Below are 21,951 nucleotides of genomic sequence, written 5' to 3' on the forward strand. Positions count from 1 at the left end.
AAACCACTGTCCGTGCTGTGGACTCTACCTTGATGCAGTGCATGTGTATAGCTCAGAATGCTGCATCGAACAATTCAAATCGTCCACTTGATGGACAGTACCTGCACGGAGACTCTATGATTACAGGTCAAAAGCCTGGACTGCGGCGTATCGCCGCCACCCTTCTGGCTACCGCCGCAAGCGCATTCGCAATGGGCTCGGCCCATGCCGCCTACCCTGACAAGCCCGTCCGCATCGTGGTCGGTTTTTCCGCCGGCGGCACTACTGACGTGATCGCCCGCATCATGGCCAAGGAACTGACTGAAAGCCTCGGCCAGTCCTTCGTGGTCGAGAACAAGCCCGGCGCCGGCAGCAACATCGCTACCGACCAGGTAAAGCGCGCAGACCCCGACGGCTACACGCTGCTGTTCGTGGCCGTGACCAGCGCCATCAACCAGACCCTGTACAAGAACGTCAATTTCGACCTGACCAAGGATTTCACGCCGGTGGCGCTGGGCGCCAAGGTGCCGAACATCCTGGTGGTGAACCCGCAAGTGCCCGTGAAGTCGGTGCAGGAGCTGGTGGACTACGCCAAGAAGAATCCCGGCAAGCTGGCGTTCGCTTCGTCCGGTAGCGGCACGTCCATCCACATGGCGGGCGAGCTTTTCAAGATGCAGACCGGCATCGACGTGCTGCACGTGCCGTACAAGGGCAGCGCGCCTGCCGTGACCGACCTCATCGGCGGCCAGGTGCAGTTCATGTTCGACAACATGCCGTCGGCCTGGCCCCACGTGCAATCGGGCAAGCTGCGCGCCCTGGCCGTGACCACCACGGAACGCTCCAAGAGCGCGCCTGACGTGCCGACCATGAAGGAATCCGGTTTCGCCAACTTCGACGTGTCGTCGTGGTTCGGCCTGATCGCGCCCGCCGGCACGCCGCCGGAAGTCGTGAACAAGCTCAACGCGGCCATGGTCAAGGCGCTGGACAAGCCCGAAGTGCAGCTCAGCTTCGAGAAGCTGGGCGCCGTGGGCGTGAAGACGACGCCGGCCGAATTCGGCCAGTTCATCAAGTCGGAAGTGGAAGGCTGGGCCCCGGTGGTCAAGGCCTCGGGCGCCAAGGTGGACTGATTTTCGATTTCCGGGCGGCAAGCCGCCCGGCAAACCTTGCTGGGGGACAGGCGTAAGCCTGCGCCCCTATTTTTTTGCCCCGCCGTTGCGGCGCGCCGTGGCCAGCATGGCGGTGCATACGCCGCGCATCATGTCCACCTCGTCGCGGCTCAGCGCAAGGCGGGAGTACAGGTGCCGCATGCGCGGCATCAGCTTCTTGGGGTGGGCCGGGTCCAGGAACTGCACGCCGACCAGCGCTTCTTCCCAGTGCGCCAGGAAGGCCTGCACCGCCTCGCTGGAAGCCGGCGCCGCGCCGCGGGGCGCCTCTTGCGCGGTGGAGGCCGGCAGCAGCGCCGCGCCCTGGTCCACCAGCAGCGCGTAGCGCAGCTCCCAGGCGGCCAACTGCAGGGCCTGGGCCACGTTCAGCGAGCTGTACTCGGGGTTGGCGGGGATATGGCAGATGCGCTGGCACAGCGCGATCTGGGCGTTGGTGAGCCCCGCGCGTTCGGTGCCCAGCACCACGGCCGCGACGCCCTCGGCCGTCTCGCCCAGGTGGGCGCGGGCCAGTTCGGCCGCCTGGCGGATGTCGCAGGGCGGGGGGCCCAGGTCGCGCACCCTGGCGGTCAGCGCGAAAGCCATGGTGACCGGCGCCAGCGCTTCTTCCAGGGATGCGTAAATGCGGGCATTTTCCAGCACGTCCAGCGCGCCGCTGGCAAGCGCCACGGCCTCCGGCTGGCTTGTTACATCTGGAAATTTAGGCTCGACCAGGACCAGTTCGGAGAAGCCCATGGTCTTGATGGCGCGGGCCGCCGAACCCACGTTTCCGGGGTGGCTGGGGTTCACCATAACGAAGCGAACACGTGAAAATGCTTGAGTCATTTAAAATGGCACGTTTGGCTTAGTGCCTTCCTGGTTTTTTGGGTCGATTTCCCCCTGTCGGGGAACGGCGGACCGGGGGGCGGCAAGCGGCCTATCATCAAGCCAACTCATCGCATTCGTACGGAATTTTATGCACCCGATGCTCAACATCGCCATCAAGGCGGCCCGGCGTGCCGGCACCATTATCAACCGTGCCAGCATGGATTTGGAACGACTCAGCGTGGCTCGCAAGGGGCCGCGGGATTATGTCACGGAAGTCGATCGCGCCGCCGAGGAGTCCATCGTCGAGACGCTGCGCGCGGCTTACCCGGACCACGCCGTGCTGGGCGAGGAATTCGGCCTGCAAGGCCCCGACCAGGCCGAATTCCAGTGGATCATCGATCCCCTGGACGGCACCACGAACTTCATCCACGGCCTGCCCAACTACGCCGTGTCCATCGCCCTGACGCAACGCGGCCAGGTCACGCAGGCGGTCATCTATGACCCGAGCCGCAACGAACTGTTCACGGCCAGCCGTGGCAGCGGCACCTTCCTGAACGACCGCCGCGTGCGCGTCTCGGGCCGTACCCGCTACCACGAAGCCCTGCTGGGCGCGCACTGGCCCAACTCCGGCGATCCGGAACAAGGCTCCGCGCGTTTCCGCCAGATGGCCGAAGGCAGCACCGGCGTGCGCCGCCTGGGCTCCACCGTGCTGGACCTGGCCTACGTGGCCTGCGGCCGCCTGGACGGCTTCTGCGGCGTGGGCCTGAAGGCCTGGGACCTGGCCGCGGGCAGCCTGATGGTGCTGGAAGCCGGCGGCCTGGTCGCCGACTTCGACGGCGAACAAGGCTGGATGGACAGCGGCAACGTGCTGGCCGCCAGCCCCAAGATCTTCACGCAGATGCTGTCTTCGCTGAATCCGCCTTCGGCGGCTTGAGGCGGAACGCTGCCGCCAGAATGAAAAAACCGGCCATTGGCCGGTTTTTTCATGTGCGGGCGTAGGCTCAGCCAGCCTGCCCCTGCAATACCAACTGCCCATCCTCCATCACAAACCACGCACGCAGCCCCAGCTCCCGCACCACCGCCTGCGTCGTTTCCAGCGGCATGTGCGAGAAAGCCGTCGACAGGGCATCGGCCATGGTGGCGGAAGGCGCCATGACGGACACGCTCTGGTATCGCGGGCGCGCGCGGCCGGTGCGGGGATCGAACAGATGCGTGTACCGGCCCGCCGGGTCGATGGCGGTGCCATAGCCGCCGGAAGTCGCCAGGGCCTGGTTCGTCATGCTTGCGCTTGCCAGCAGGCGCGCCGGGTCGCGCGGATCGGCGATGCCGACCTTCCACGCTTGCGGGCTAGCGCGGCTGTCCAGCCCCTGTATTTCGCCCATGTCCACCAGCGCCCGCTCCAGCCCGCCGCGCCTGAGCAGGTCGGTGACGCGGTCGGTGATGTAGCCCTGGGCAATGCCGTTGAGCGTGATGCCCATGCCGGGCCGCAGCAGTTCGATGCGGCTGCCATCCAGCATCACGTCGGCGTGGGATACGCGCGACAGCGCCTGCGCGATGGCCTGGGGCGGGGGACCGTCAGCAGCAGCGTCCGGCTGCGAGAAGTGTTCGGCATATAGCTGCCACAAGGGCTGCACGGTGGGATCGAACATGCCTGAGGTCAGTTCACTGTAGCGCCGGCTTTCGCTCAGGAGCCGCAGCAGGTCGGCCGGCGGACTGTCCAGGAAGCCCTGGCGGTTCAAGACAGAGAGGGCGCTGTCGTCGCGATACAGGCTGAAGATGGCTTCCAGCCGCCGCAGTTCCTGCAAGGACTGGGCGATCAGGCGCTGGGCCGTGCCGGTGTCGGGATGGTAGAGGCGCAGCTCGGCGTCGGCCCCCAGCGCCGTGCCTTGCCAGGTGGCGGGTGCGATCGAGGCGGCGGCGCGGCGCGCGGCGACGGGCGTCAGCGCCAGCGCGCTGGCTGCGGCGGCGATGCCGATGAAACGGCGGCGGGTAGGGTTCATGGCGATAGGCCTGTAGAGGCGCGGACTATTGGGCGAAGACATAGCTTTCCGGCACGTCGGCAAAGGTGACGACGCGGCCGCCGTGGGTATCGGCGAAAGCCTGGGCATGATCGCGCCGGGAGAAGGGGATGGCGTCTTCGGCGCCCATGCCGCCGATATAGCGGCCTTCGATGACGTAGTAAGCCTGCCGCGCGTCGATCCAGGCGGACGGGTCCGGCGCGCCGCCCGCGCCCGCGGTGGACATGTCGTTGACGTAGATGGCGCTGATGCCCTTGGGCTCTTCGGGCAGCAGGGTGTAGGCGAAGACCTGCTTGATCGAAGAGAACCAGACCGGCGCGGCCTGTCCCTTGACGAATATCTGTCCCTTGGGGCCGTTGTGCTCGTTGAGCGCCATGCCGCAGTAATGGCCGACGGACTCCGTCGTCACGGCCTGCGGCGGGGGCGCGGCTTCTGGCGTGGCGCCGCTGCCGCAGGCCGCGGTCAGCAGCAAGGTGGAGACAGCCAGGAGGAGTCGCAGGCGTTTCATAGCGGTTTGTTCCTGAAGGCCGCGGTCGCCAGCAGGAACGGCACGGCGATCCACAGCAGCAGCGCGGCGACCAGCGCGGCGAGCGGCAGGCTGGCCTGGTCGCTCACGCCCGCCATGCCGGCATACAGCGAAATATTCTCGAAGCCCGTCAGGTTGAGCAGGCGGTATACGTCGGACGGGTTGAGCAGCAGCAGCGCGTTGAGCAGGCCGGGGCTGACGTGGCGGCCCTGGTCGGCCGCCAGCACGCCCAGCAGCGCCATGTCGTAGATCACCACGAAGAACAGCCAGACGCCGACGGCGATGCCGGCCGCGGTGGCGCGTTCGCGCACCAGGGAGCTGATCAGATAGCCCATGGCGAGAAAGCTCGCGCCCAGCAGCACGCTGGCGCCAATCAATAGGGCGAACGGCTGCCATGCGCTGGCGTCCAGGCCGCCGTAGGCCCATTGCAGTGCCAGGCCTGCCGAACCGTAGCCCGCGCCCGTGGCCAGCGCCAGGATGGCCAGGTGGCCGATGAATTTGCCCATCAGCACCTGCCCGCGCGACACCGGATAGCTCAGCAGCAGCGCCATCGTGCCACGGTCGACTTCGCCGACCACGGCGTCATAGGCCAGCAGCATGGCGATGAGCGGCACCAGGAAGATGGACAGGCTGGACAGGCTGACTACCGTGACGGTCAGCGGTTCGGCCTTGACCGTGCCCGTGGGCGAGCTGCCCAAAAGACCCAGCGCCAGCGCCAGCGCGGCCAGCAGCAGGGCGGTCGCCAGCACCCAGCGATTGCGCAGGCCGTCGCGGATTTCCTTGCCGATGATGGTGCATACCGCGTTCATACGTCTTCCCGTTCAAGCAGATGTGCATAGATGTCGTCCAGGCCCGGGACCTGGATGTCGAGGTCGGCGATGGCCGGCGACAGCGCGCCGATGCCGCGGATCGCTTCGACCTTGCCGCTCTCGGGGCAGGCGAGTTCAAAGCGTCCGGCATCAAGGCGGCGCCAATCGCCGCCGGGAGGCGGCGCGCTGGCATTGGCAAAGGTCAGGCGGATGCGGATGGGCAGCCCGGTGGAACGCCGCAGCGCCGACATGGCGCCGTCGGCGATCTTTTTTCCGGCCTTCATCACGACGATGCGGTCGGCATGTCCGGCCAGCTCGGACAGGGCGTGCGTGCTCAGCAGTATCGTGGCGCCGGCCGCGCGCAGTTCGTGGACGATGTCGTAGAACATCAGGCGCGAGGCGGGGTCCAGGCCCGTGGTGGGCTCGTCGAACAGCAGCACGCGGGGTTGGCCCAGCAGCGCCTGGGCCAGCGCCAGGCGCTGCCGCATGCCCTTGGAATAGCCGCCCACGCGGCGGTGCGCGGCGCCGGCGATGCCGACCTTCTCCAGCAGCGCGGCGTTGCCCGACAGCGGCTGGCGCTTGAGCCTGGCGTAGAACGCCAGGGTTTCCTCGCCGGTCATCGACGGATGCAGCGCCACGGTCTCCGGCAGGTAGCCGATCCGGCCGCGCAGGCGCGCCGCGGCGGGGCTGTGGGCGTCCTGGCCGAAGATCGCGACGCGGCCGCGGGTGGGACGTATCAGGCCCAGGATGAGCTTGATCATCGTGCTCTTGCCGGCGCCATTGTGTCCGGCAAGCGCGACGCATTCGCCTTCGCGCAGCTGCAGGTCCAGGCCGTCGATGGCCCGCTGCGAGCCATAGTGCTTGCTGACGCCGGTAAGCGCCACCAGGTCGGTGCTCATGGGGATTCCTTGGTGCTTGCGGTGGCCGGGGGCTGCATCAACGGGGCGCTGTCGATCACGCCGCCGGGCAGGATGGCGGGAAACTGCGACTGCGCCCAGCGCACGATGGAAATCGACGGGCTGTTCAGCAGGATGCGGGCCGCCGGCGCGCGCCACAGCAGCTGGTCGACCACGTCGTTGGGCCGGTAGGCGGTGTCGGCGATGCCGTCGCCGTCCAGGTCGAAGGCGGTGTTGTCGCTCCAGTAATTGCCGCGTCCGTCCACCGACCAGTCCAGCGTCCGGGTGCCCACGTACTTCACCTGATTGCGGTTGTTGATGAAGGCGTTGCCCGAGATCCGGTTGCCTTCGGACCCGGCGGTGAAATGCACGCCGATGTCGCAGTTGGAGAAACGGTTGTCCAGGAAGGTATTGCGGTTGGCGTTGTAGATGAACACGCATTTCCCGGCGCGGTCCACCGTGTTGTTGGCGATGGTGGAATGGTTGGCGTAGTTCAGCATCAGGCCCTGCTCATGGCTGTCCAGCGCGACGTTGTCGCGCACCACCAGCCGGTGCGAATACATGATGGCGTAGGCGATGTCGGTGCCGGTCGAAACGTTGCCGCTGATCTCGCTGTCGTTGGTGTACATGTAGTGCACCGCATAGCGCAGGTCGTGGAAGCGGTTGCCGCTGAACGTGTTGAGCTTGCTGGTGTTGACGAAGATGCCGTCGCGGCCGGCGGATATGTCGTTGTCCAGCACGCGTGTGCCGGGGGTGTTCCAAAGCGTCACGCCGTTGCCTCTCTCGGCCACGCGCAGCTCCTTGTTGCCCACGATGCGGTTGCCGCGGACGGTGGCGTCGGCCGGCCCCCAGACGTGCACGCCCACGAGGTTGTCCAGGACGTCGTTGCGCTCCACCAGTGCGCGGTGCGCCTCGCGGTCCAGGAAGATGCCGGCGTCCATGTCGGACAGGCTCAGGCCGGAACGCGTGACAGTCAGGTTGCGCAGCGACACGTCCGCGGCCGTGACCCAGACGGTGCGCCCCTGGCGCGTGCCGGCGATGATGGCGGAGCGGTCGGGCGGACCCTCCAGCGTCAGCGGCTTGTCGATGACGATGCCGCCGGCGTAGGAGCCGGGCGCCAGCCGCAGCAGGTCGCCGGCCGCGGCGGAAGCGATCGCCGCCGCCAGGTCGGCGCCCGCGGCGATCTCCAGGGTCGCCGCGGGCGCCGCGCCCGGCAGCGCCAGCCCGGCGGCCGCCAGCAGCGCGGCGCCGACGGCCTTGCTTGCGCTCATCCCAAGGATTGCGGCGAGCTTCATAAGCGCTACGCGGTCTTCTTGGGATGGACGACCATCTGGCCGGACATCTCCATGTGCAGCGCGTGGCAGAACCACTGGCAGTAGTACCAGTACACGCCCGGCCGGTCCGCCGTGAAGGTGACCGAGGAGGTGGCCTGCGGCCCGATCTCCATGGCGATGCCGTGGCCTTCGAGCGTGAAGCCGTGCGTCAGGTCTTCGATCACTTCCATGTTCGTGACAACCACCGTGACCTCGTCGCCCTGGTTGACCTCGAACTTCTTGAGGCTGAACATGGGCGCGACCGCCATCATGTACACGCGCACCTTGTTGCCGTCGCGCACGACCTTGGCCGCGTCGTCCAGCGAAACGCCGTCCTTCTTGGCCATCTGGCGGGCGTCTTCCCACATCGGGTCGTCGCGCTTCCAGACGCTCACGGGATGGACCTTGGAGCGGTGCACCAGGCACATGTCGTGCGGCTCGGCGAAGCTGGGGCCGTCATGCACCAGCTTCATCTCGTCGCCGGAGATGTCGATCAACTGGTCGTTCTCGGGCTTGAGCGGGCCGACGTTCAGGAAACGATCCTTCGAGAACTTGTTCAGCGATACCAGCCATTTGCCGTCGGCTTCGCGGGTCTCGCCCATGGTCGAGTGGTTGTGGCCGGGCTGGTAGTGCACGTCCAGCTTCTGGATGATGGGATCGACCTTTTCGCCCTTGTAGGCGCGCTTGGCCTTATCGATGTTCCACTTGACCATCTGGCTGTCGATGAACAGCGTGGTGTAGGCGTTGCCGCGGCCGTCGAACGCCGTGTGCAGCGGTCCCAGGCCCAGCTGGGGTTCGGCCACCACGCAGTCGCGCGGCTTGATCTTGTCGTCGAACAGATCGTCCAGCGTGCGCACGTCCAGCACCGTGACGGTGGGTGACAGTTTGCCGTTGAGCACCAGGTGAATGCCGTCGGGCGCGGCGTTGCAGCCGTGCGGCGAGTTCGGCACCGGGATGTAGCGGGTGTACTTGGAACCATGGCGTCCGTCGACCACAGGCACGCCGCCCATCATCTTGAAGTCGCCATTCTTGACGGCTTCCTCGATGCGCTTGATGTTGAACACCACGACCCAGTCCTGCTCGTTGGCCGAGGCTTCCTCCACGGTGACGCCTTTCTCCGAGTTGTAGCAGGTGGAGAACGAGTACTTGCCCTGGTAGTCGGCGTCGCCGTTGTCCAGGTTGCCGTCGACCAGCACCTGCCAGGCGACCTTCATGGTGTCGCCGTCCAGGGCGGTGTAGATGGCGAAGAAGTTCTTCTTGGGATCGTCCGTCACCTTGCCGTCGTTGGGCAGCGGGATGATGTGCTCGCCATTGGCGAAGACGTAGCCCGTGCGCGGGTAGCGCTGCGGCCGCAGGCCGTGCACGCCGGAGACGTTGGGCAGTTCGGTGATCTTGTCGGTCTTCATCACATCCAGGCGGATGCGGGCGACGCGGTTGTTGGCCTTGTCGTTGATGTACAGGTAGCGGCCATCGTAGGTGCGGTCGGTGAAGGACAGATGGGGGTGATGCGCGTCGCCGTTGATGAAGACGCCGCCCTTGTCCTTCAGGTACTCGCGGGTTTCGGGCGTGAGGCCCTCGGTCAGGATCTTGCGGCTTTCGTTGGTGCGGCCCCAGCCGGTGGCGCTGCAATGGTTGAAGACGGGGATGCGCACCAGTTCGCGCATGGAGGGCAGCCCCAGCACGCGCACCTCGCCCGACTGGCCGCTGGAGTTGAAGGCATAGTATTCGTCCAGCTCCCCGGGCGCGACGTGGCCCAGCACGCCATTGGCGCCGCCCTTCGCATCCTTGCCGTGGGCGGTGGTGATCTGTGCGCCCGCCACCAGGCCGGCGGCGCCCGTGATGGCTGCGGTGCCGAGGAAGCTGCGGCGGGTGAGGCCGGCCTTGTCGGGATTCTTGTCTGACATGGATAACTCCTTGGTAGGAACGGCGCCCCGGGCGCCGCGGTGCGGAAAGCGGGATCAGGCGCCAGGTTCGCTATTCGGATTCGGCGCGCGGTGCATGACAATGACCTGCTCGGCGGGTTCGGCCGCGGGCGTGCGGCGGCGCTCCCGCTTGGCCTTCTTCTGGATCAGGTGCGGACATTTCTGCTCGTGGTGGTAGAGCATCTGGCAGTGCAGGCACTGGATGCACTCGTTCGGATTGATCTCGCCGGTGGGGTCGATCGCCTGCACCGGACATTCAAGGTTGCAGCGTTGACAGGGATTGCCGCAGTCGCGGTAGCGGCGCAGCCAGTTGAAGATGCGCAACCGCGCAGGGATCGCCAGCGCGGCCCCCAGCGGACAGAGATAGCGGCAGAAGAAGCGCTCCACGAACAGGCCGGCCGCCAGCAGCGCCACGGCGAACGCGACGAAGGGCCAGTAGCGCATGAAGCGCAGGATGATCGCGGTCTTGAAGGGTTCGACCTCGGACAGCTGCTCGGCCAGCGCCAGGTCGTACAGCGAAAATCCGAATAGCAGCAGGAAGATCACGTACTTCAGGGTCGACAGGCGCTGGTTCACGCCATGGCTGATCTTGAGCTGGCGCACACCCAGGCGGCGGGCGATGCGGTTGCTGAGTTCCTGCAGCGCGCCGAAGGGGCATAGCCAGCCGCAGAAGGCGCCCCGGTTCCAGAACACCATGGAGATGGCCGTGGCGCACCACAGGATGAACACCAGCGGGTCCATCAGGAAGTACTCCCAGCGGAAGTCGCTGCGCATTGCCGAAAAGAAGGTCAGCACGTTGACCACGGAAAGCTGGGCCTGGCCGTACCAGCCGATCCAGAACAGCGCGAACGCCAGGAACGCCAACCGCAGGCGGTCATGCAGCAGCGGACGGCTGGCAAGCTGGTCCTGGAAGAAGAAGACGCCCACCAGCACCAGCAGCGCCACCGTCAGCACCGTGACCTGGCCGGCCTTGCCGCGCCAGATCTGTTTCCATAGCGCGGGCGCGGCGTCTTCTTCCTGAGCGGCCTGGGCTGGGACGGCTTGAGCGGCAGGCGGCGAGGGCGCGGCGGATGCCTGCGCGCCTGCCACCGGCCGGGTATAGGCCGCCGGCAGTTCATAGCTCAGATCGAAGGTCACGAAGGCCTTGTCGCTGACGCTGAGCACGCGCTGTACCATCAGCTGCAGGCGCCAGGGCGCGACCGGATCCAGCGTGGCGTCCTCGGGCACGACGAACAGGGCTACCTCGCGGAACGCGGGCGCGCCCTGCGCGGCCACGTCGGCCAGGCGCTGGTGGTTGCGGTCGCGGAAGCGGAAGCTGCTTTCGTCCTGGATGATCTCGATGCGGTCGAAGATGCCGCCGCGCACGTAGCCCGAACCCTTGAACGAGTAGGCGCCGTTGCCGGCCACCAGCACGGCCTGCTGGCCGGGCTTGAGCCTTTCCTTCAGGCGTTGCCATTCCGTGTCGCCCAGCAGGCTGCGGCCGATGGCGGGCACGCTGACCAGCGCGGCGTACAGGTCGATGAAGCCGTCTGCGTCGGCGCCGCCTTCCGTATTGGCCGCGGCGTCGTTCCTTCCCGATGCGCGGAATGCCTGGTTCACGTCCTCCGGGCTCAGTCGCAGGTTGCGCACCGCGCCTGCATCCAGCAGATCCTGCCAGGACTGGACGGCATCGCGGGTATCGTCCACGACGCGGGCGGCAACGGGCGCGGCCTGCGGCGCCGCTGCGGCGGTCTTGTCGATGCCGTGGGCACGGGCCACGGCGATGGCCGAGCGCGTGATGCTGTCGCCGATCACCATCAGGGTGACGGTCGCGCCGCTGATGATGTCCACCGGCGGCGGGGCGCCATGGCGGGGAGGGGAGTCGACGAAGTTCAGCCCCACATAGCCGCTGATGAAATGGTCGACCTTGGATTGCGGAATGCCGATGAGCACGATGGGCTCGTGGTGTTCCACCAGCCGGGCGCCGACGATGCGTCCATCGTTCGCCAGGCCGACCAGCACGTCGATGGGCTTGCTGGAGTAGCCGCGGGTGTTGACGACGTCGGAAGTCAGATAGACCACGCCCAATTGGCGCGTGCCCGCATAGACCTTGGCAACCATGGGCTTGCCGGCGGGAGGATCGGCGCGGTCGGCGCCGGGGAAGATCTGTTCGATGGGGATGCCGCCCAGGAAGTCCGGCAGGCGTTGGGCCTGGGCGGCGCTGAAGACCTGCGCGCACAGCAGCAAGACTAGAAAGACTGCATGCACGAACCACTGGTACCGACTGAACCCGCGCCCCGCCGCTTTACTGCCTCGCATTTTCGTACTCTGCTGATTGTGTTTGTTTGCAGGCATCCTAAGAATGCTCGGCATCGGTCGTATTGCGGTTTGTCAATCGGCGTTCGCGCGCGGACCGCTGGCGGGCAATACCCGCATGCGGCGTAGGGGATATCCCCGTTTTGGAGGGGTTGAACGAGGCGCTATTGATGCCGGTCAATAGCGCGCTTTGCGCTGCGCCATAGACTTGTGCGTGGCGGCAGCGACGCGAGGCATGTGCCTCACGCGTGTCGGAAGAGCCGCCAACGTTTACGGAGAATCTCCATGCTGGCAAAAGCCACCCTCGCCATCGCTCTGTCCGCAGCCAGCCTGCCCGCGTTGGCCGCTCAGTGCGAAGCAACCATAGAAAGCAACGACGCCATGCAGTACAACCTGAAGGAAATGGTCGTCGACAAAAGCTGCAAGCAATTCACCGTTCACCTCAAGCACGTCGGCAAAATGCCCAAGGTCGCCATGGGCCACAATTGGGTGCTGACCAAGGAGGCCGACAAGACGGCCGTGGCCACCGACGGCATGAACGCCGGCCTGCCGCAGGACTACGTCAAGGCGGGCGACACCCGCGTCATCGCCCACACCAAGGTCATCGGCGGCGGCGAGTCGGATTCGGTTACGTTTGACGTCTCCAAGCTCACCCCGGGCGAGGCTTATGCCTACTTCTGCTCTTTCCCGGGTCACTGGGCCATGATGAAGGGCACGCTCAAGCTCAGCGACTGATCGGCTGTCCCGGATGCGAAAACCGGCTGGGAGCCGGTTTTTTTTCGTCCGCTCCGACTGCGGCGCCAGACCTCGGATGTCCTGGTTCTACAGGCCTAAACCGCCTGCGTCTCAGGCATAAGGACGGGGTTCGTCACCGGCGTGTCACGGATTTTCCATGTACGATTACCGGTCGTGTAACTTCTGGAGCTCCTGATGGAGTGGCTGCTGGACCCTACTGCGTGGGTCGGCTTGCTTACCCTGGTCATCCTTGAGATCGTCCTGGGGATCGATAACCTGATTTTCATCGCCATCCTGGCGGACAAGCTGCCCCCTGCGCAACGCGACCGCGCGCGCATCATGGGCCTGAGCCTGGCGCTCATCATGCGTCTTGGCCTTTTGTCGGTCATGTCATGGCTGGTCACGCTGACCGCCCCTCTGTTTTCCATCGGCCCGCTGTCGTTCTCGGGCCGCGACCTGATCCTGATGATCGGCGGCCTGTTCCTGCTGTTCAAAGGCACCATGGAACTGCACGAGCGCCTGGAGGGTTCCCAGCACGGCGGCTCATCGGGGCCGCGCGTGTACGCCAGCTTCTGGGTGATCGTCACGCAGATCGTGGTGCTGGACGCGGTGTTCTCGCTGGACTCGGTCATCACCGCCGTCGGCATGGTGGACCATCTGGCCATCATGATGATCGCCGTGGTCATCGCCATCGGCATCATGCTGCTGGCGTCCAAGCCGCTGACGCGCTTCGTCAACGCCCACCCCACGGTGGTGGTGCTGTGCCTGGGCTTCCTGCTCATGATCGGCTTTTCGTTGCTGGCCGAAGCCTTCGGCTTCAAGGTGCCCAAGGGCTACCTGTACGCGGCCATCGGCTTCTCGGTCGCCATCGAGGCGCTCAACCAGGTGGCGCGCCGCAACCTGCTCAAGCTGGATGCGCGCCGGCCGATGCGCGAGCGTACCGCTTCCGCCGTGCTGCGCATGTTGGGCAAGCGCCCGCCCGCCGACGAACCCGACCTGCCCAGCGCGAACGGTCCGGCCATCCCGGCTTTCGGGGTCGAGGAGCGCAATATGGTCAGCGGCGTGCTGACGCTGGCCGAGCGGTCGATCCGTTCGATCATGACGCCGCGCACGGATGTGTCGTGGATCAATATCGACGACGACCCGGAAACCATCCGCCGCCAGCTGACCGAGGCGCCGCACAGCTTTTTCCCCGTTTGCCGGGGTTCCCTGGACGAGGTGCTGGGCATCGGCCGCGCCAAGGACCTGGTGGCCGACCTGATCACCGAGGGCAGGGTACGCCGCAACCGTCTGCGCGACCCCATCATCGTGCACGAGTCCATCGGCATCCTGCGCCTGATGGACACGCTCAAGCGTTCGCGCGGCCAACTGGTGCTGGTGGCCGACGAGTTCGGCGCCATCGAGGGCCTGGTGACGCCGATCGACGTCTTCGAGGCGATCGCCGGCGAGTTCCCCGACGAGGACGAACTGCCCGACATCGTCGCCGACGGCGAGAACACCTGGAAAATCGACGGCGCGGCCGACCTGCACCATGTCGAGCAAGTGCTGGAAACCGAGGGCCTGGTCGATGACGCCCAGGATTTTTCAACCCTGGCGGGGTACCTGCTGTCGCGCTTCGGGCACCTGCCCAAGCCGGGCGACGTCTGCGAGTACGAAATCCACCACGAGCATTTCCGCTTTGAAGTCCTGGAAATGGACGGCCGCCGCATCGCGCTGGTGCGCGTCGAAAAGCGGCCGCAGGAAATGCTTGCGGACGACGAATCCCTAGCCAACGACTAACTGGACCGACCTGCCATCGTGACCGAAAACACCCTATACCTGATCAAAGCTTTCGTCCTGGGCATCATCGAGGGCCTGACGGAATTCATTCCCGTGTCCAGCACCGGCCACCTCATCCTGGTGGGCGACTGGATCAATTTCGAATCCAGCCAGGGCAAGGTGTTCGAGGTGGTGATCCAGCTGGGTTCCATCCTGGCGGTGATGTGGGTGTTCCGCGCCCGCCTCCTGACGCTGATCCGCGGCACCCTGACCGGCGTGCCCAGCGAGGTGGCCTTCACCCGCAACCTGATCATCGCCTTCCTGCCGGCCGCCGTCATCGGGGCGATCTTCATCAAGGCCATCAAGAGCGTCTTCTACCACCCGGCCGTGGTGGTCGTGACCCTGGTGCTGGGCGGCCTGATCATGCTGTACGTGGAGCGCAAGACGCACCATACGCCGGGCGACATGCCGGGCGCGGCCGACGATACCGCCTCGGATGAGCGCGCCACGGCCCGCACGCTGGAGCAGATCTCCTGGAAGCAGGCGCTGGGCGTGGGCGTGGCGCAATGCCTGGCGATGATTCCGGGCACCTCGCGTTCGGGCGCCACCATCATCGGCGGCATGATCGCCGGGATCCAGCGCAAGACGGCCACCGAGTTCTCGTTCTTCCTGGCGATGCCCACGATGTTGGGCGCGGCGGTCTACGACATGTACAAGAACATGGATCTGCTCACGCAGCACGATCTGGCGGGCATTGCCGTGGGCTTCGTGGCCGCGTTCCTGAGCGCGATGGTGGTGGTGCGCGCCGTGCTGCGCTTCGTCGCCAACCATACCTATCGCGTGTTCGCCTGGTACCGGATCATCTTCGGCGGCGTCGTCGCAGCCTGGATCTTCACGCGCTGATGGCACGGCCGGCATGGCGCCGGCTGCAGCAACGACAAGGGCCGCTTGCGCGGCCCTTGCTGTTTTCCGTGGCGGCGCGCCCGAGGGCTACGCTTCCGTTTCCAGGTCGTAGAACTGCAGGCCGTCCTGGTCGATGACCAGCCAGCCGCCGCGGGCGGGCGAGACATGGTCGCAGTCCCAGTCGGGCAGGACCCAGCGCTCGCGCTTCTTGCCGTCGACTTCCAGCACGTGGCGGGCGGGGCGATGGGTATGGCCATGCACCAGCACGCGCACGCCGGTTTCGCGGAAGACGGATTCAATGGCGGCGGCGTTGACGTCCATGATCTCCATGGACTTCATCTGGTTGGCAGCCTGGCTTTCGCCGCGGGCCTGCTGCGCCATCGCCAGGCGTTCGGGGATCGTCTTGGCCAGGAATTCGGCCTGCCAGCGCGGATCGCGGACCATCTTGCGGAACTGCTGGTAGGCGGCATCGTCCGTACAGAACTCGTCGCCATGGGTCAGCAGGATTTGCCCATAGTCCGTTTCCAGCAGCGCCGGTTCGGGCAGCAGCTTGGCGCCCAGGGCCTGGGCCAGTTCTTCCCCGATGAGGAAGTCACGGTTGCCGCGGCCCAGCCAGACCGGAATCCGGCTGGCGGTGTCGCGCAGCGCCGTCAGCGCCGTGGCCAGCCACGGCGGCGCGGCGCGGATCACATCGTCGCCGATCCAGGCATCGAAGATGTCGCCCGGCAGCAGCAGGGCGCCGGCTTCCTCCCGCGCGGCCTCCAGGAAGGCCAGGAAGGCCTCCGAGGTGGCCGGCGTGGCCGGTCCCAGATGCAGGTCGGACGCCAGCCAGATGGGGCCGGACAGCGTGATCTTATTCAAGAACTTCGGCCTTCTCGATGATCACGTCGTCGTTCGGCACGTTCTGGTGGAAGCCCTTGTTGCCGGTCTTCACGCCCTTGATCTTGTCGACCACGTCCGTGCCTTCGGTCACGGTGCCGAACACGGCATAGCCCCAGCCGTTGGGCGTGGGCGCGGTGAAGTTCAGGAAGTCGTTGTTGGACACGTTGATGAAGAACTGCGCCGTGGCCGAGTGCGGATCGCTGGTGCGGGCCATGGCCAGGGTGTACTTGTCGTTCTTCAGGCCGTTGTTGGCCTCGTTTTCGATGGGGGCATGGGTCTGCTTCTGCTTCATGCCGGGCTCAAAGCCGCCGCCCTGGATCATGAAGCCATCGATCACGCGATGGAACACCGTGCCGTTGTAGAAACCTTCCTTGACGTAGGTCAGGAAGTTTTCGACGGTCTTGGGAGCCTTGGCGGCATCCAGGGTGATGACCATGTCGCCTTGGTTCGTTTGAAGCTTGACGCGGGGGTTGGTGCTCATGGCTTTTGTGCCTTCAGAGGTGGAGGTGGAGGAATTGGCCGCAGGGGCGGCGCTGACGAGCGCTGGGGCGAATGCAGCCAGCGCGAACGAGCACGCCGTCAGGCGCAGCAGGTGTAGGGGGGAGTAGCGGGACATCATTTGCCGTGTTTATCCTTCAGCATGGTTTCGACTTCTCGGACCTTTTCCTGCATGCCGGGCACGCCGTCGGCGGCGGCCTTCTTGTAGGTGTTCAAGGCCTGCAGAAGCTGCAGATCGCCCATATTGGCGCGGGCGGCGGCATAGTTGGGGTCGGCGCGCAGGGCCATCGACAGGGCGTCCTGTGCGCGGTCGAGTTCGCCGCGCCCTGCATATAGAGCGCCCAGGTTGTTCCAAGGTTCCGGCAGCTCCGGAAAGCGGTTGGTCATCTCGGTGTAGACGTCGATGGCTTCGCTGGTGCGGTTCAGGGCCGCCAGCGCGCGGGCGTGCTGGAACATCAGCTGCACGTCGGTGCCGCGCTGGTCCTTGATCTGCTCCTGGCGCTTTTCGATCATGGCAAGCGCTTCCGCGTTGTCGCCGTGGTTCAGCAGGCGCTCGATGTGCGTCGTGATCTGCGAGGCCGAGGGCGTCAGGCGGGTGTCGACGCTGGGCTTGGCGGCTTCCAGCAGCTTGGCCAGACTATCCCAGCCGCCCTCGGGCGGGATGGGATCCAGGGTGGTGCGGTTGGCGTTGGGGTTGGTTCCACCGCCGCCGGCCATCGACTGGGCCAGAGAGGCTCCAACCGGCGCGCCCGCAAGGGCCAGGGCGAGCAGGGCGACGCGAAAGCGCGGCTTGATAGTCACTTGGGCATCCGTTAAAAGTCTTGGCAGGCCGACGCTTACGCGCGCGACCGGGCCGCTTGCTATACTTGACGACCGCCATTTTAGCCCCGGTTGAGTTTTGGCTCGACATCGGGGACGAAGCCCCAGGATATCGTTGATGGAATGCGGGCTCGAAATGCGGGTTCGGAACGGCCGGCGCCAGTGAGATTATGGCCCGAAGCCGAGATCGGGATCGAAACCGCGGGATCGAAATCGCAGGATCGAAATCGGCGGGATCGACATCCGACCCGGCGGCACGCGCCGAAGGTATTTTCCTTCGGCAGCAACTTTCCGCAACCGCCACGGAAAACTTAGATAAAGCCTATAAGCGCCATGCTGCAAATCTACAACACGTTGTCGCGTACCAAAGAACCGTTCAAGCCGGCCCAGGCTGGTCAGGTGCGCATGTACGTGTGTGGCATGACCGTCTATGACTTCTGCCATCTGGGCCACGCCCGCATGCTGGTGTCGTTCGACATCGTGCAGCGCTGGCTGCGCGCCAGCGGCCTGGCGGTCGATTATGTGCGCAATATCACGGACATCGACGACAAGATCATCCGCCGCGCCGTCGAGACCGGCCGCCGCATCGGCGAAGTCACCGAGTTCTACATCGACGCCATGCACGCCGACGAGCGCGCGCTGGGCGTCCAGACGCCGGACCGCGAACCGCGCGCGACCGAGTACGTCGGCGAGATGCTGGACATCATCGGCAAGCTCGAGCAGAACGGCCTGGCCTACCAGGCCGACGATGGCGATGTGAACTACGCTGTGCGCGGCTTTCCCGGCTACGGCAAGCTGTCCGGCAAGACGCTGGACGACCTGCGCGCCGGCGAGCGCGTGGCGGTGGGTTCGGCCAAGCGCGATCCGCTGGATTTCGTGCTGTGGAAGTCCGCCAAGGCGGACGAGCCGGCCGACACCAAGTGGGAATCGCCGTATGGCCTGGGCCGTCCGGGCTGGCACATCGAGTGCTCGGCCATGAGCAAGTCGCTGCTGGGCCTGCCGCTGGACATCCACGGCGGCGGTCCGGACCTGAAGTTCCCGCACCATGAAAACGAGATCGCCCAGACCGAGGGTGCTTTCGGCGGCGTGCTGGCCAACATCTGGATGCATTGCGGTCCGCTCATGGTCGACTCGGACAAGATGTCCAAGTCCCTGGGCAATTTCCGCACCATCCGCCAGACCATCGCCCGGCAAGAGCCGACCTCCGACCAGGCCGTCTATGACGTCAACCCGCGCGAAGCGGAAATGGTGCGTTTCTTCATTGTGCGCAACCATTACCGCAGCCCGCAGAACTACACGCCGGACAATCTGATCGACGCGCAGAACGCGCTCGACCGCCTGTACCAGGCGCTGCAGAACGTGCCTGCCGACACCCAGGGCATCGATTGGAACGAGCCGCAGGCCCAGGCCTTCAAGGCGGCCATGGATGACGACTTCAACAGCTCGGGCGCGGTCGCGGCCTTGTTCGAACTGGCCTCCGACGCCAACCGCAACAAGAGCGCGCGCAGCGCCGGCCAGTTGAAGGCGCTGGCGTCCCTGTTGGGCCTGCTGCAGCAGGATCCCGCAGCCTATTTCCAATCGCCCACCCGTTATTCGGCGGCAGCCATGGAGCAGGGCGAGCGCCGCGCGCTGGACGCCGAGGCGATCCAGTCCCTGATCGACGCGCGTGCGGCCGCCAAGGCCGCCCGCAACTTCGCCGAAGCCGACCGCATCCGCGTGGAGCTGCGCGAAGCCGGCATCGAGCTCGACGACAAGCCGGGCGGCGTGACGCAATGGCGTCGCGCTTGAACCCGCAGGACCCGCCCGCCATGTCCACCGCCGACCTCGACATTCCCAAGCCCGAGTATTGGGAAGCCGCCGTAGCCCATCTGATGCGGCGCGACCGCATCCTGAAGAAGGTCATCCCCCAGCATCCCGAAGTCTGGCTGACTTCGCGCGGCACGCCATTCGTGACGCTGGCGCGGGCGATCATCGGGCAGCAGGTGTCCAGCAAGGCGGCCGACACCGTCTGGACCCAGTTCATCGAGGCCGTGGGCAAGCGCCCCACGCCCGTCGCCGTGCTGCGCGTCGGCCTGGAAGGCTTGCGCGCGGCCGGGCTGTCGCAGCGCAAGGCCGAGTACGTGCTGGACCTGGCCGTGCATTTCGGCGAGCGCCGGGTCCATCCCGAGAAATGGGCGGCAATGGACGACGAAGCCGTCATTTCCGAATTGACCGCCATCCGGGGCATAGGCCGCTGGACGGCGGAGATGTTTTTGATTTTCAATCTGCAGCGGCCTGATGTTCTGCCGCTGGATGATCCTGGGTTGCTCAAGGCAATCTCGCTACACTATTTCAGCGGCGAGCCTGTCTCTCGCTTCGAGGCTCGCGAAGTCTCGTTGGCGTGGCAACCCTGGCGTACCGTGGCCACCTGGTATCTGTGGCGCAGTCTGGATCCGACTCCGGTCCAATACTGACGCAAGCCAGGCAGCCCATCTACGGAACCACACTACATGCGCAATACATTTCTGGAATTCGAACAACCGCTCGCCGAGCTTGAGAACAAGATCGAGCAGCTGCGCTACGTGCAGGCCGATTCGGCGGTAGACATCTCCGACGAGATCGGACGTCTGCAGCAGAAGAGCCAGACCTTGGCCAAGGAAATCTACGCCAAGCTCACGCCCTGGCAGACGGCCCTGGTCGCCCGCCATCCCCAGCGCCCCTACACGCTGGACTACGTGCGCGAAATGTTCACTGACTTCCATGAACTGCACGGCGACCGCATGTACGCCGACGACCAGTCCATCATCGGTGGCCTGGCGCGCTTCAACGGCACGCCCTGCATGGTCATCGGCCACCAGAAGGGACGCGACACCAAGGAACGCGCCGCCCGCAATTTCGGCATGCCGCGCCCGGAAGGCTATCGCAAGGCCCTGCGCCTGATGCGCCTGGCCGAGAAGTTCGGCATTCCCGTGTTCACGTTCGTGGACACTCCGGGCGCCTATCCCGGCATCGGCGCCGAAGAGCGCGGCCAGTCCGAAGCCATCGGCCACAACCTTTATGCCATGGCCGAGCTCAAGGTCCCCGTGATCTGCACCATCATCGGCGAAGGCGGCTCGGGCGGCGCCCTGGCCATCGCCGTGGGCAATGCCGTGCTGATGCTGCAATACGCGACCTACGCCGTGATTTCCCCGGAAGGCTGCGCCTCGATCCTGTGGCGCAGCGCCGACAAGGCGCCTGAAGCCGCCGAAGCCCTGGCCATCATCGCGCCGCGCCTGAAGGACCTGGGCCTGGTGGACCGCGTGGTCAACGAACCCGTGGGCGGCGCCCATCGCGATCCGCGCGTCATGGCCCGCCTGCTGCGCCGCGCGCTGGGCGACGCCCTGCGCCAGCTCCAGGGCATGACGCCCGAGCAGCTCGTGGAACAGCGCGTCCAGCGCCTGCTGTCCTACGGCGCCTACCAGGAAGTGCGCGCCTGAAGCAGGCAGGGCGCCGGCGTGCCTGCCGGCGCCGCGGCCTAGCGCCACGCGCCATCCCGCCATGAACGCCCGCCCAGCGTCCGATACTCCGCATCGGGCCGTGGCGGGCGTAGTTCATTCCCTTCCCGTGTCGGCCGAGCTGGCCGCGGCCTTGCGCCGCGCCTTGCTGGCCTTGCCCGAACGTCCGGCGCGCATCGCCGTGGCGTTGAGCGGCGGCGCCGATTCGGCCATGCTGGCCGTGCACGCGGCCGCCGTGGCGCGCGAGCTGGGCATGGATCTGGCGCTGTTCCATGTGCACCACGGCTTGCAGGACGCGGCCGACGCATGGACGCAGCATGCGCGTGCGCTGGCGGACATGCTCGCGCTGCCTCTGTCGGTCGCGCGCGTGCAGGTGGCGCAGGCGGCGGGCAAGGGCATCGAGGCGGCCGCGCGCGACGCCCGCTACGCGGCGCTGGCGCAATTGGCGCAAGAGCAGGGCGTGACGCATATCCTGTTGGCCCATCATCGCAACGACCAGGCGGAAACGGTCCTGCTGCGTCTGCTGCGCGGCACCGGGCTGGTTGGCATGGCTGCCATGGCGCCGCTGTCCTGGCGCGATGGACTGGTCTACCTGCGACCCTGGCTGGAAATCGGCCGCGAGGCGATCCTGCATGCGGCGGACGCGGTGGCGGCAGCCAGCGGCTGGCGTCCGGTGCAGGACCCCACCAACACCGATCCCCACTACACCCGCGCCGCCCTGCGCGAATTGCTGGCGCCGGCGCTCGATGCCCGCTGGCCCGGGTGGCGCGCCATCGTTGCGCGCCATGCGCGGCACATGGGCGAGGCGGCCGAGATCCTGGACGAGGTGGCGCGCGACGACTTCGCCACGCTCGATCCTTCCGCGGACGGCGCCAGCTTTTCGCTGCAGGCGTGGCGCGGGCTGTCCGAGGCGCGCCAGGCGCACGTGCTGCGCCATTGGCTGGAACGCAATGGCGCCCGCATGCCGACGGATGCCAGGATGCGCGATCTGCTGCGGCAGCTGCGCGGGCTGCATAGCCTGGGCCATGACCGCCAGTTGCGGGTGGAGCAGGCCGGCCACGTCATCCGCTGCCACCGGGGCAGGGTCTGGGTCGAACCCCGGGAATAGGCGGATCAGCGCCGCCGATGTCCCCAAAAAATCGCGGCGTGGACAGAATT

The 21,951-nt window shown here is 66.3% G+C and carries 20 protein-coding genes; 9 read left to right on the plus strand and 11 right to left on the minus strand.

Annotation, left to right across the window (positions count from 1 at the left end; translation table 11 throughout):
• Nucleotides 1–116 precede the first annotated feature (116 nt).
• Nucleotides 117–1,106, plus strand: coding sequence for a Bug family tripartite tricarboxylate transporter substrate binding protein (locus IAG39_RS10255; protein ID WP_118934147.1), 990 nt, complete (start codon nt 117–119; stop codon nt 1,104–1,106).
• 66 nt (nt 1,107–1,172) lie between these two features.
• Here IAG39_RS10255 and IAG39_RS10260 read toward each other — a convergent pair whose 3' ends face one another.
• Nucleotides 1,173–1,964: an RNA methyltransferase gene (locus IAG39_RS10260; protein ID WP_118934149.1), complete on the minus strand. Its 792-nt coding sequence runs from the start codon at nt 1,962–1,964 to the stop codon at nt 1,173–1,175.
• A 130-nt stretch (nt 1,965–2,094) separates the two neighbouring features.
• Between IAG39_RS10260 and IAG39_RS10265 the strand changes: the two genes are divergently transcribed.
• Entirely contained in the window at nt 2,095–2,880 is a 786-nt protein-coding gene (locus tag IAG39_RS10265) for an inositol monophosphatase family protein (protein WP_059372021.1), read from the plus strand.
• A 67-nt stretch (nt 2,881–2,947) separates the two neighbouring features.
• On the opposite strand, the gene IAG39_RS10270 is transcribed toward IAG39_RS10265, so the two are convergent.
• The 7 genes from IAG39_RS10270 to IAG39_RS10300 are packed head-to-tail and all read right to left on the minus strand — an operon-like array spanning nt 2,948 to nt 11,677.
• Entirely contained in the window at nt 2,948–3,946 is a 999-nt protein-coding gene (locus IAG39_RS10270) for an FAD:protein FMN transferase (protein ID WP_118934151.1), read from the minus strand.
• A 25-nt stretch (nt 3,947–3,971) separates the two neighbouring features.
• Entirely contained in the window at nt 3,972–4,472 is a 501-nt protein-coding gene (locus IAG39_RS10275) for a nitrous oxide reductase accessory protein NosL (protein WP_118934154.1), read from the minus strand.
• Nucleotides 4,469–5,299: an ABC transporter permease gene (locus IAG39_RS10280; RefSeq protein WP_118934156.1), complete on the minus strand. Its 831-nt coding sequence runs from the start codon at nt 5,297–5,299 to the stop codon at nt 4,469–4,471. Before IAG39_RS10280 ends, IAG39_RS10275 begins: the two co-directional genes overlap by 4 nt.
• Entirely contained in the window at nt 5,296–6,198 is a 903-nt protein-coding gene (locus tag IAG39_RS10285; RefSeq protein WP_118934158.1) for an ABC transporter ATP-binding protein, read from the minus strand. The genes IAG39_RS10280 and IAG39_RS10285 overlap by 4 nt, the downstream gene beginning before the upstream one ends.
• Entirely contained in the window at nt 6,195–7,466 is a 1,272-nt protein-coding gene (locus IAG39_RS10290; protein ID WP_262422098.1) for a nitrous oxide reductase family maturation protein NosD, read from the minus strand. The genes IAG39_RS10285 and IAG39_RS10290 overlap by 4 nt, the downstream gene beginning before the upstream one ends.
• Nucleotides 7,467–7,495: 29 nt before the next feature.
• The gene (gene nosZ / locus IAG39_RS10295; protein ID WP_059372033.1) at nt 7,496–9,412 is read right to left on the minus strand and encodes a TAT-dependent nitrous-oxide reductase; all 1,917 of its coding nucleotides are present in this window, start codon (nt 9,410–9,412) and stop codon (nt 7,496–7,498) included.
• A gap of 54 nt (nt 9,413–9,466) precedes the next feature.
• Complete coding sequence (locus IAG39_RS10300) at nt 9,467–11,677, minus strand: NosR/NirI family protein (RefSeq protein ID WP_240633371.1); 2,211 nt, start codon at nt 11,675–11,677, stop codon at nt 9,467–9,469.
• 333 nt (nt 11,678–12,010) lie between these two features.
• Between IAG39_RS10300 and azu the strand changes: the two genes are divergently transcribed.
• The 3 genes from azu (at nt 12,011) to IAG39_RS10315 (ending at nt 15,121) form a co-directional block, all read left to right on the plus strand.
• The gene (gene azu / locus IAG39_RS10305) at nt 12,011–12,460 is read left to right on the plus strand and encodes an azurin (RefSeq protein ID WP_059372035.1); all 450 of its coding nucleotides are present in this window, start codon (nt 12,011–12,013) and stop codon (nt 12,458–12,460) included.
• 195 nt (nt 12,461–12,655) lie between these two features.
• Nucleotides 12,656–14,239: a TerC family protein gene (locus IAG39_RS10310; protein WP_059372036.1), complete on the plus strand. Its 1,584-nt coding sequence runs from the start codon at nt 12,656–12,658 to the stop codon at nt 14,237–14,239.
• 18 nt (nt 14,240–14,257) lie between these two features.
• Nucleotides 14,258–15,121 (plus strand): undecaprenyl-diphosphate phosphatase, encoded by an 864-nt coding sequence (locus IAG39_RS10315; protein ID WP_059372038.1) that lies wholly within the window; start codon nt 14,258–14,260, stop codon nt 15,119–15,121.
• An 87-nt stretch (nt 15,122–15,208) separates the two neighbouring features.
• Here the strand turns inward: IAG39_RS10315 and IAG39_RS10320 are convergent, their stop codons facing one another.
• From IAG39_RS10320 to IAG39_RS10330, 3 genes are all read right to left on the minus strand, one after another.
• The gene (locus IAG39_RS10320) at nt 15,209–15,982 is read right to left on the minus strand and encodes a UDP-2,3-diacylglucosamine diphosphatase (protein ID WP_059372039.1); all 774 of its coding nucleotides are present in this window, start codon (nt 15,980–15,982) and stop codon (nt 15,209–15,211) included.
• Nucleotides 15,975–16,484, minus strand: coding sequence for a peptidylprolyl isomerase (locus tag IAG39_RS10325; RefSeq protein WP_059372043.1), 510 nt, complete (start codon nt 16,482–16,484; stop codon nt 15,975–15,977). The genes IAG39_RS10320 and IAG39_RS10325 overlap by 8 nt, the downstream gene beginning before the upstream one ends.
• A gap of 134 nt (nt 16,485–16,618) precedes the next feature.
• Nucleotides 16,619–17,302 carry a tetratricopeptide repeat protein gene (locus tag IAG39_RS10330; protein ID WP_059372045.1) on the minus strand — a complete coding sequence of 228 codons (684 nt, stop codon included), beginning with the start codon at nt 17,300–17,302 and terminating at the stop codon, nt 16,619–16,621.
• 351 nt (nt 17,303–17,653) lie between these two features.
• On the opposite strand from IAG39_RS10330, the gene cysS reads away from it, so the two are divergent.
• The 4 genes from cysS to tilS all read left to right on the plus strand — a co-directional run bounded on the left by cysS (nt 17,654) and on the right by tilS (nt 21,901).
• Complete coding sequence (gene cysS / locus IAG39_RS10335; RefSeq protein WP_118933680.1) at nt 17,654–19,108, plus strand: cysteine--tRNA ligase; 1,455 nt, start codon at nt 17,654–17,656, stop codon at nt 19,106–19,108.
• A 20-nt stretch (nt 19,109–19,128) separates the two neighbouring features.
• Nucleotides 19,129–19,773, plus strand: a complete 645-nt coding sequence (locus IAG39_RS10340; protein WP_059372813.1) for a DNA-3-methyladenine glycosylase family protein — start codon at nt 19,129–19,131, stop codon at nt 19,771–19,773.
• 36 nt (nt 19,774–19,809) lie between these two features.
• Nucleotides 19,810–20,775 carry an acetyl-CoA carboxylase carboxyltransferase subunit alpha gene (locus tag IAG39_RS10345; RefSeq protein WP_059372051.1) on the plus strand — a complete coding sequence of 322 codons (966 nt, stop codon included), beginning with the start codon at nt 19,810–19,812 and terminating at the stop codon, nt 20,773–20,775.
• Nucleotides 20,776–20,926: 151 nt separating this feature from the next.
• Nucleotides 20,927–21,901 carry a tRNA lysidine(34) synthetase TilS gene (tilS, locus tag IAG39_RS10350; protein WP_410469183.1) on the plus strand — a complete coding sequence of 325 codons (975 nt, stop codon included), beginning with the start codon at nt 20,927–20,929 and terminating at the stop codon, nt 21,899–21,901.
• The last annotated feature ends 50 nt before the right edge of the window (nt 21,902–21,951 follow it).

The organism is Achromobacter xylosoxidans (assembly GCF_014490035.1).
In the GTDB taxonomy this organism is placed as follows: Bacteria; Pseudomonadota; Gammaproteobacteria; order Burkholderiales; family Burkholderiaceae_B; genus Achromobacter; species Achromobacter bronchisepticus_A.

Bases quoted from the DNA above. Each gene is read 5' to 3' on its own strand.
- IAG39_RS10290 (WP_262422098.1), bottom strand. From the start codon at position 7,466: ATGAGCGCAAGCAAGGCCGTCGGCGCCGCGCTGCTGGCGGCCGCCGGG.
- IAG39_RS10255 (WP_118934147.1), top strand. From the start codon at position 117: ATGATTACAGGTCAAAAGCCTGGACTGCGGCGTATCGCCGCCACCCTT.
- IAG39_RS10280 (WP_118934156.1), bottom strand. From the start codon at position 5,299: ATGAACGCGGTATGCACCATCATCGGCAAGGAAATCCGCGACGGCCTG.
- IAG39_RS10265 (WP_059372021.1), top strand. From the start codon at position 2,095: ATGCACCCGATGCTCAACATCGCCATCAAGGCGGCCCGGCGTGCCGGC.
- IAG39_RS10345 (WP_059372051.1), top strand. From the start codon at position 19,810: ATGCGCAATACATTTCTGGAATTCGAACAACCGCTCGCCGAGCTTGAG.
- cysS (WP_118933680.1), top strand. From the start codon at position 17,654: ATGCTGCAAATCTACAACACGTTGTCGCGTACCAAAGAACCGTTCAAG.
- IAG39_RS10260 (WP_118934149.1), bottom strand. From the start codon at position 1,964: ATGACTCAAGCATTTTCACGTGTTCGCTTCGTTATGGTGAACCCCAGC.
- IAG39_RS10275 (WP_118934154.1), bottom strand. From the start codon at position 4,472: ATGAAACGCCTGCGACTCCTCCTGGCTGTCTCCACCTTGCTGCTGACC.
- azu (WP_059372035.1), top strand. From the start codon at position 12,011: ATGCTGGCAAAAGCCACCCTCGCCATCGCTCTGTCCGCAGCCAGCCTG.
- nosZ (WP_059372033.1), bottom strand. From the start codon at position 9,412: ATGTCAGACAAGAATCCCGACAAGGCCGGCCTCACCCGCCGCAGCTTC.
- IAG39_RS10310 (WP_059372036.1), top strand. From the start codon at position 12,656: ATGGAGTGGCTGCTGGACCCTACTGCGTGGGTCGGCTTGCTTACCCTG.
- IAG39_RS10270 (WP_118934151.1), bottom strand. From the start codon at position 3,946: ATGAACCCTACCCGCCGCCGTTTCATCGGCATCGCCGCCGCAGCCAGC.
- IAG39_RS10340 (WP_059372813.1), top strand. From the start codon at position 19,129: ATGTCCACCGCCGACCTCGACATTCCCAAGCCCGAGTATTGGGAAGCC.
- IAG39_RS10285 (WP_118934158.1), bottom strand. From the start codon at position 6,198: ATGAGCACCGACCTGGTGGCGCTTACCGGCGTCAGCAAGCACTATGGC.
- IAG39_RS10325 (WP_059372043.1), bottom strand. From the start codon at position 16,484: ATGAGCACCAACCCCCGCGTCAAGCTTCAAACGAACCAAGGCGACATG.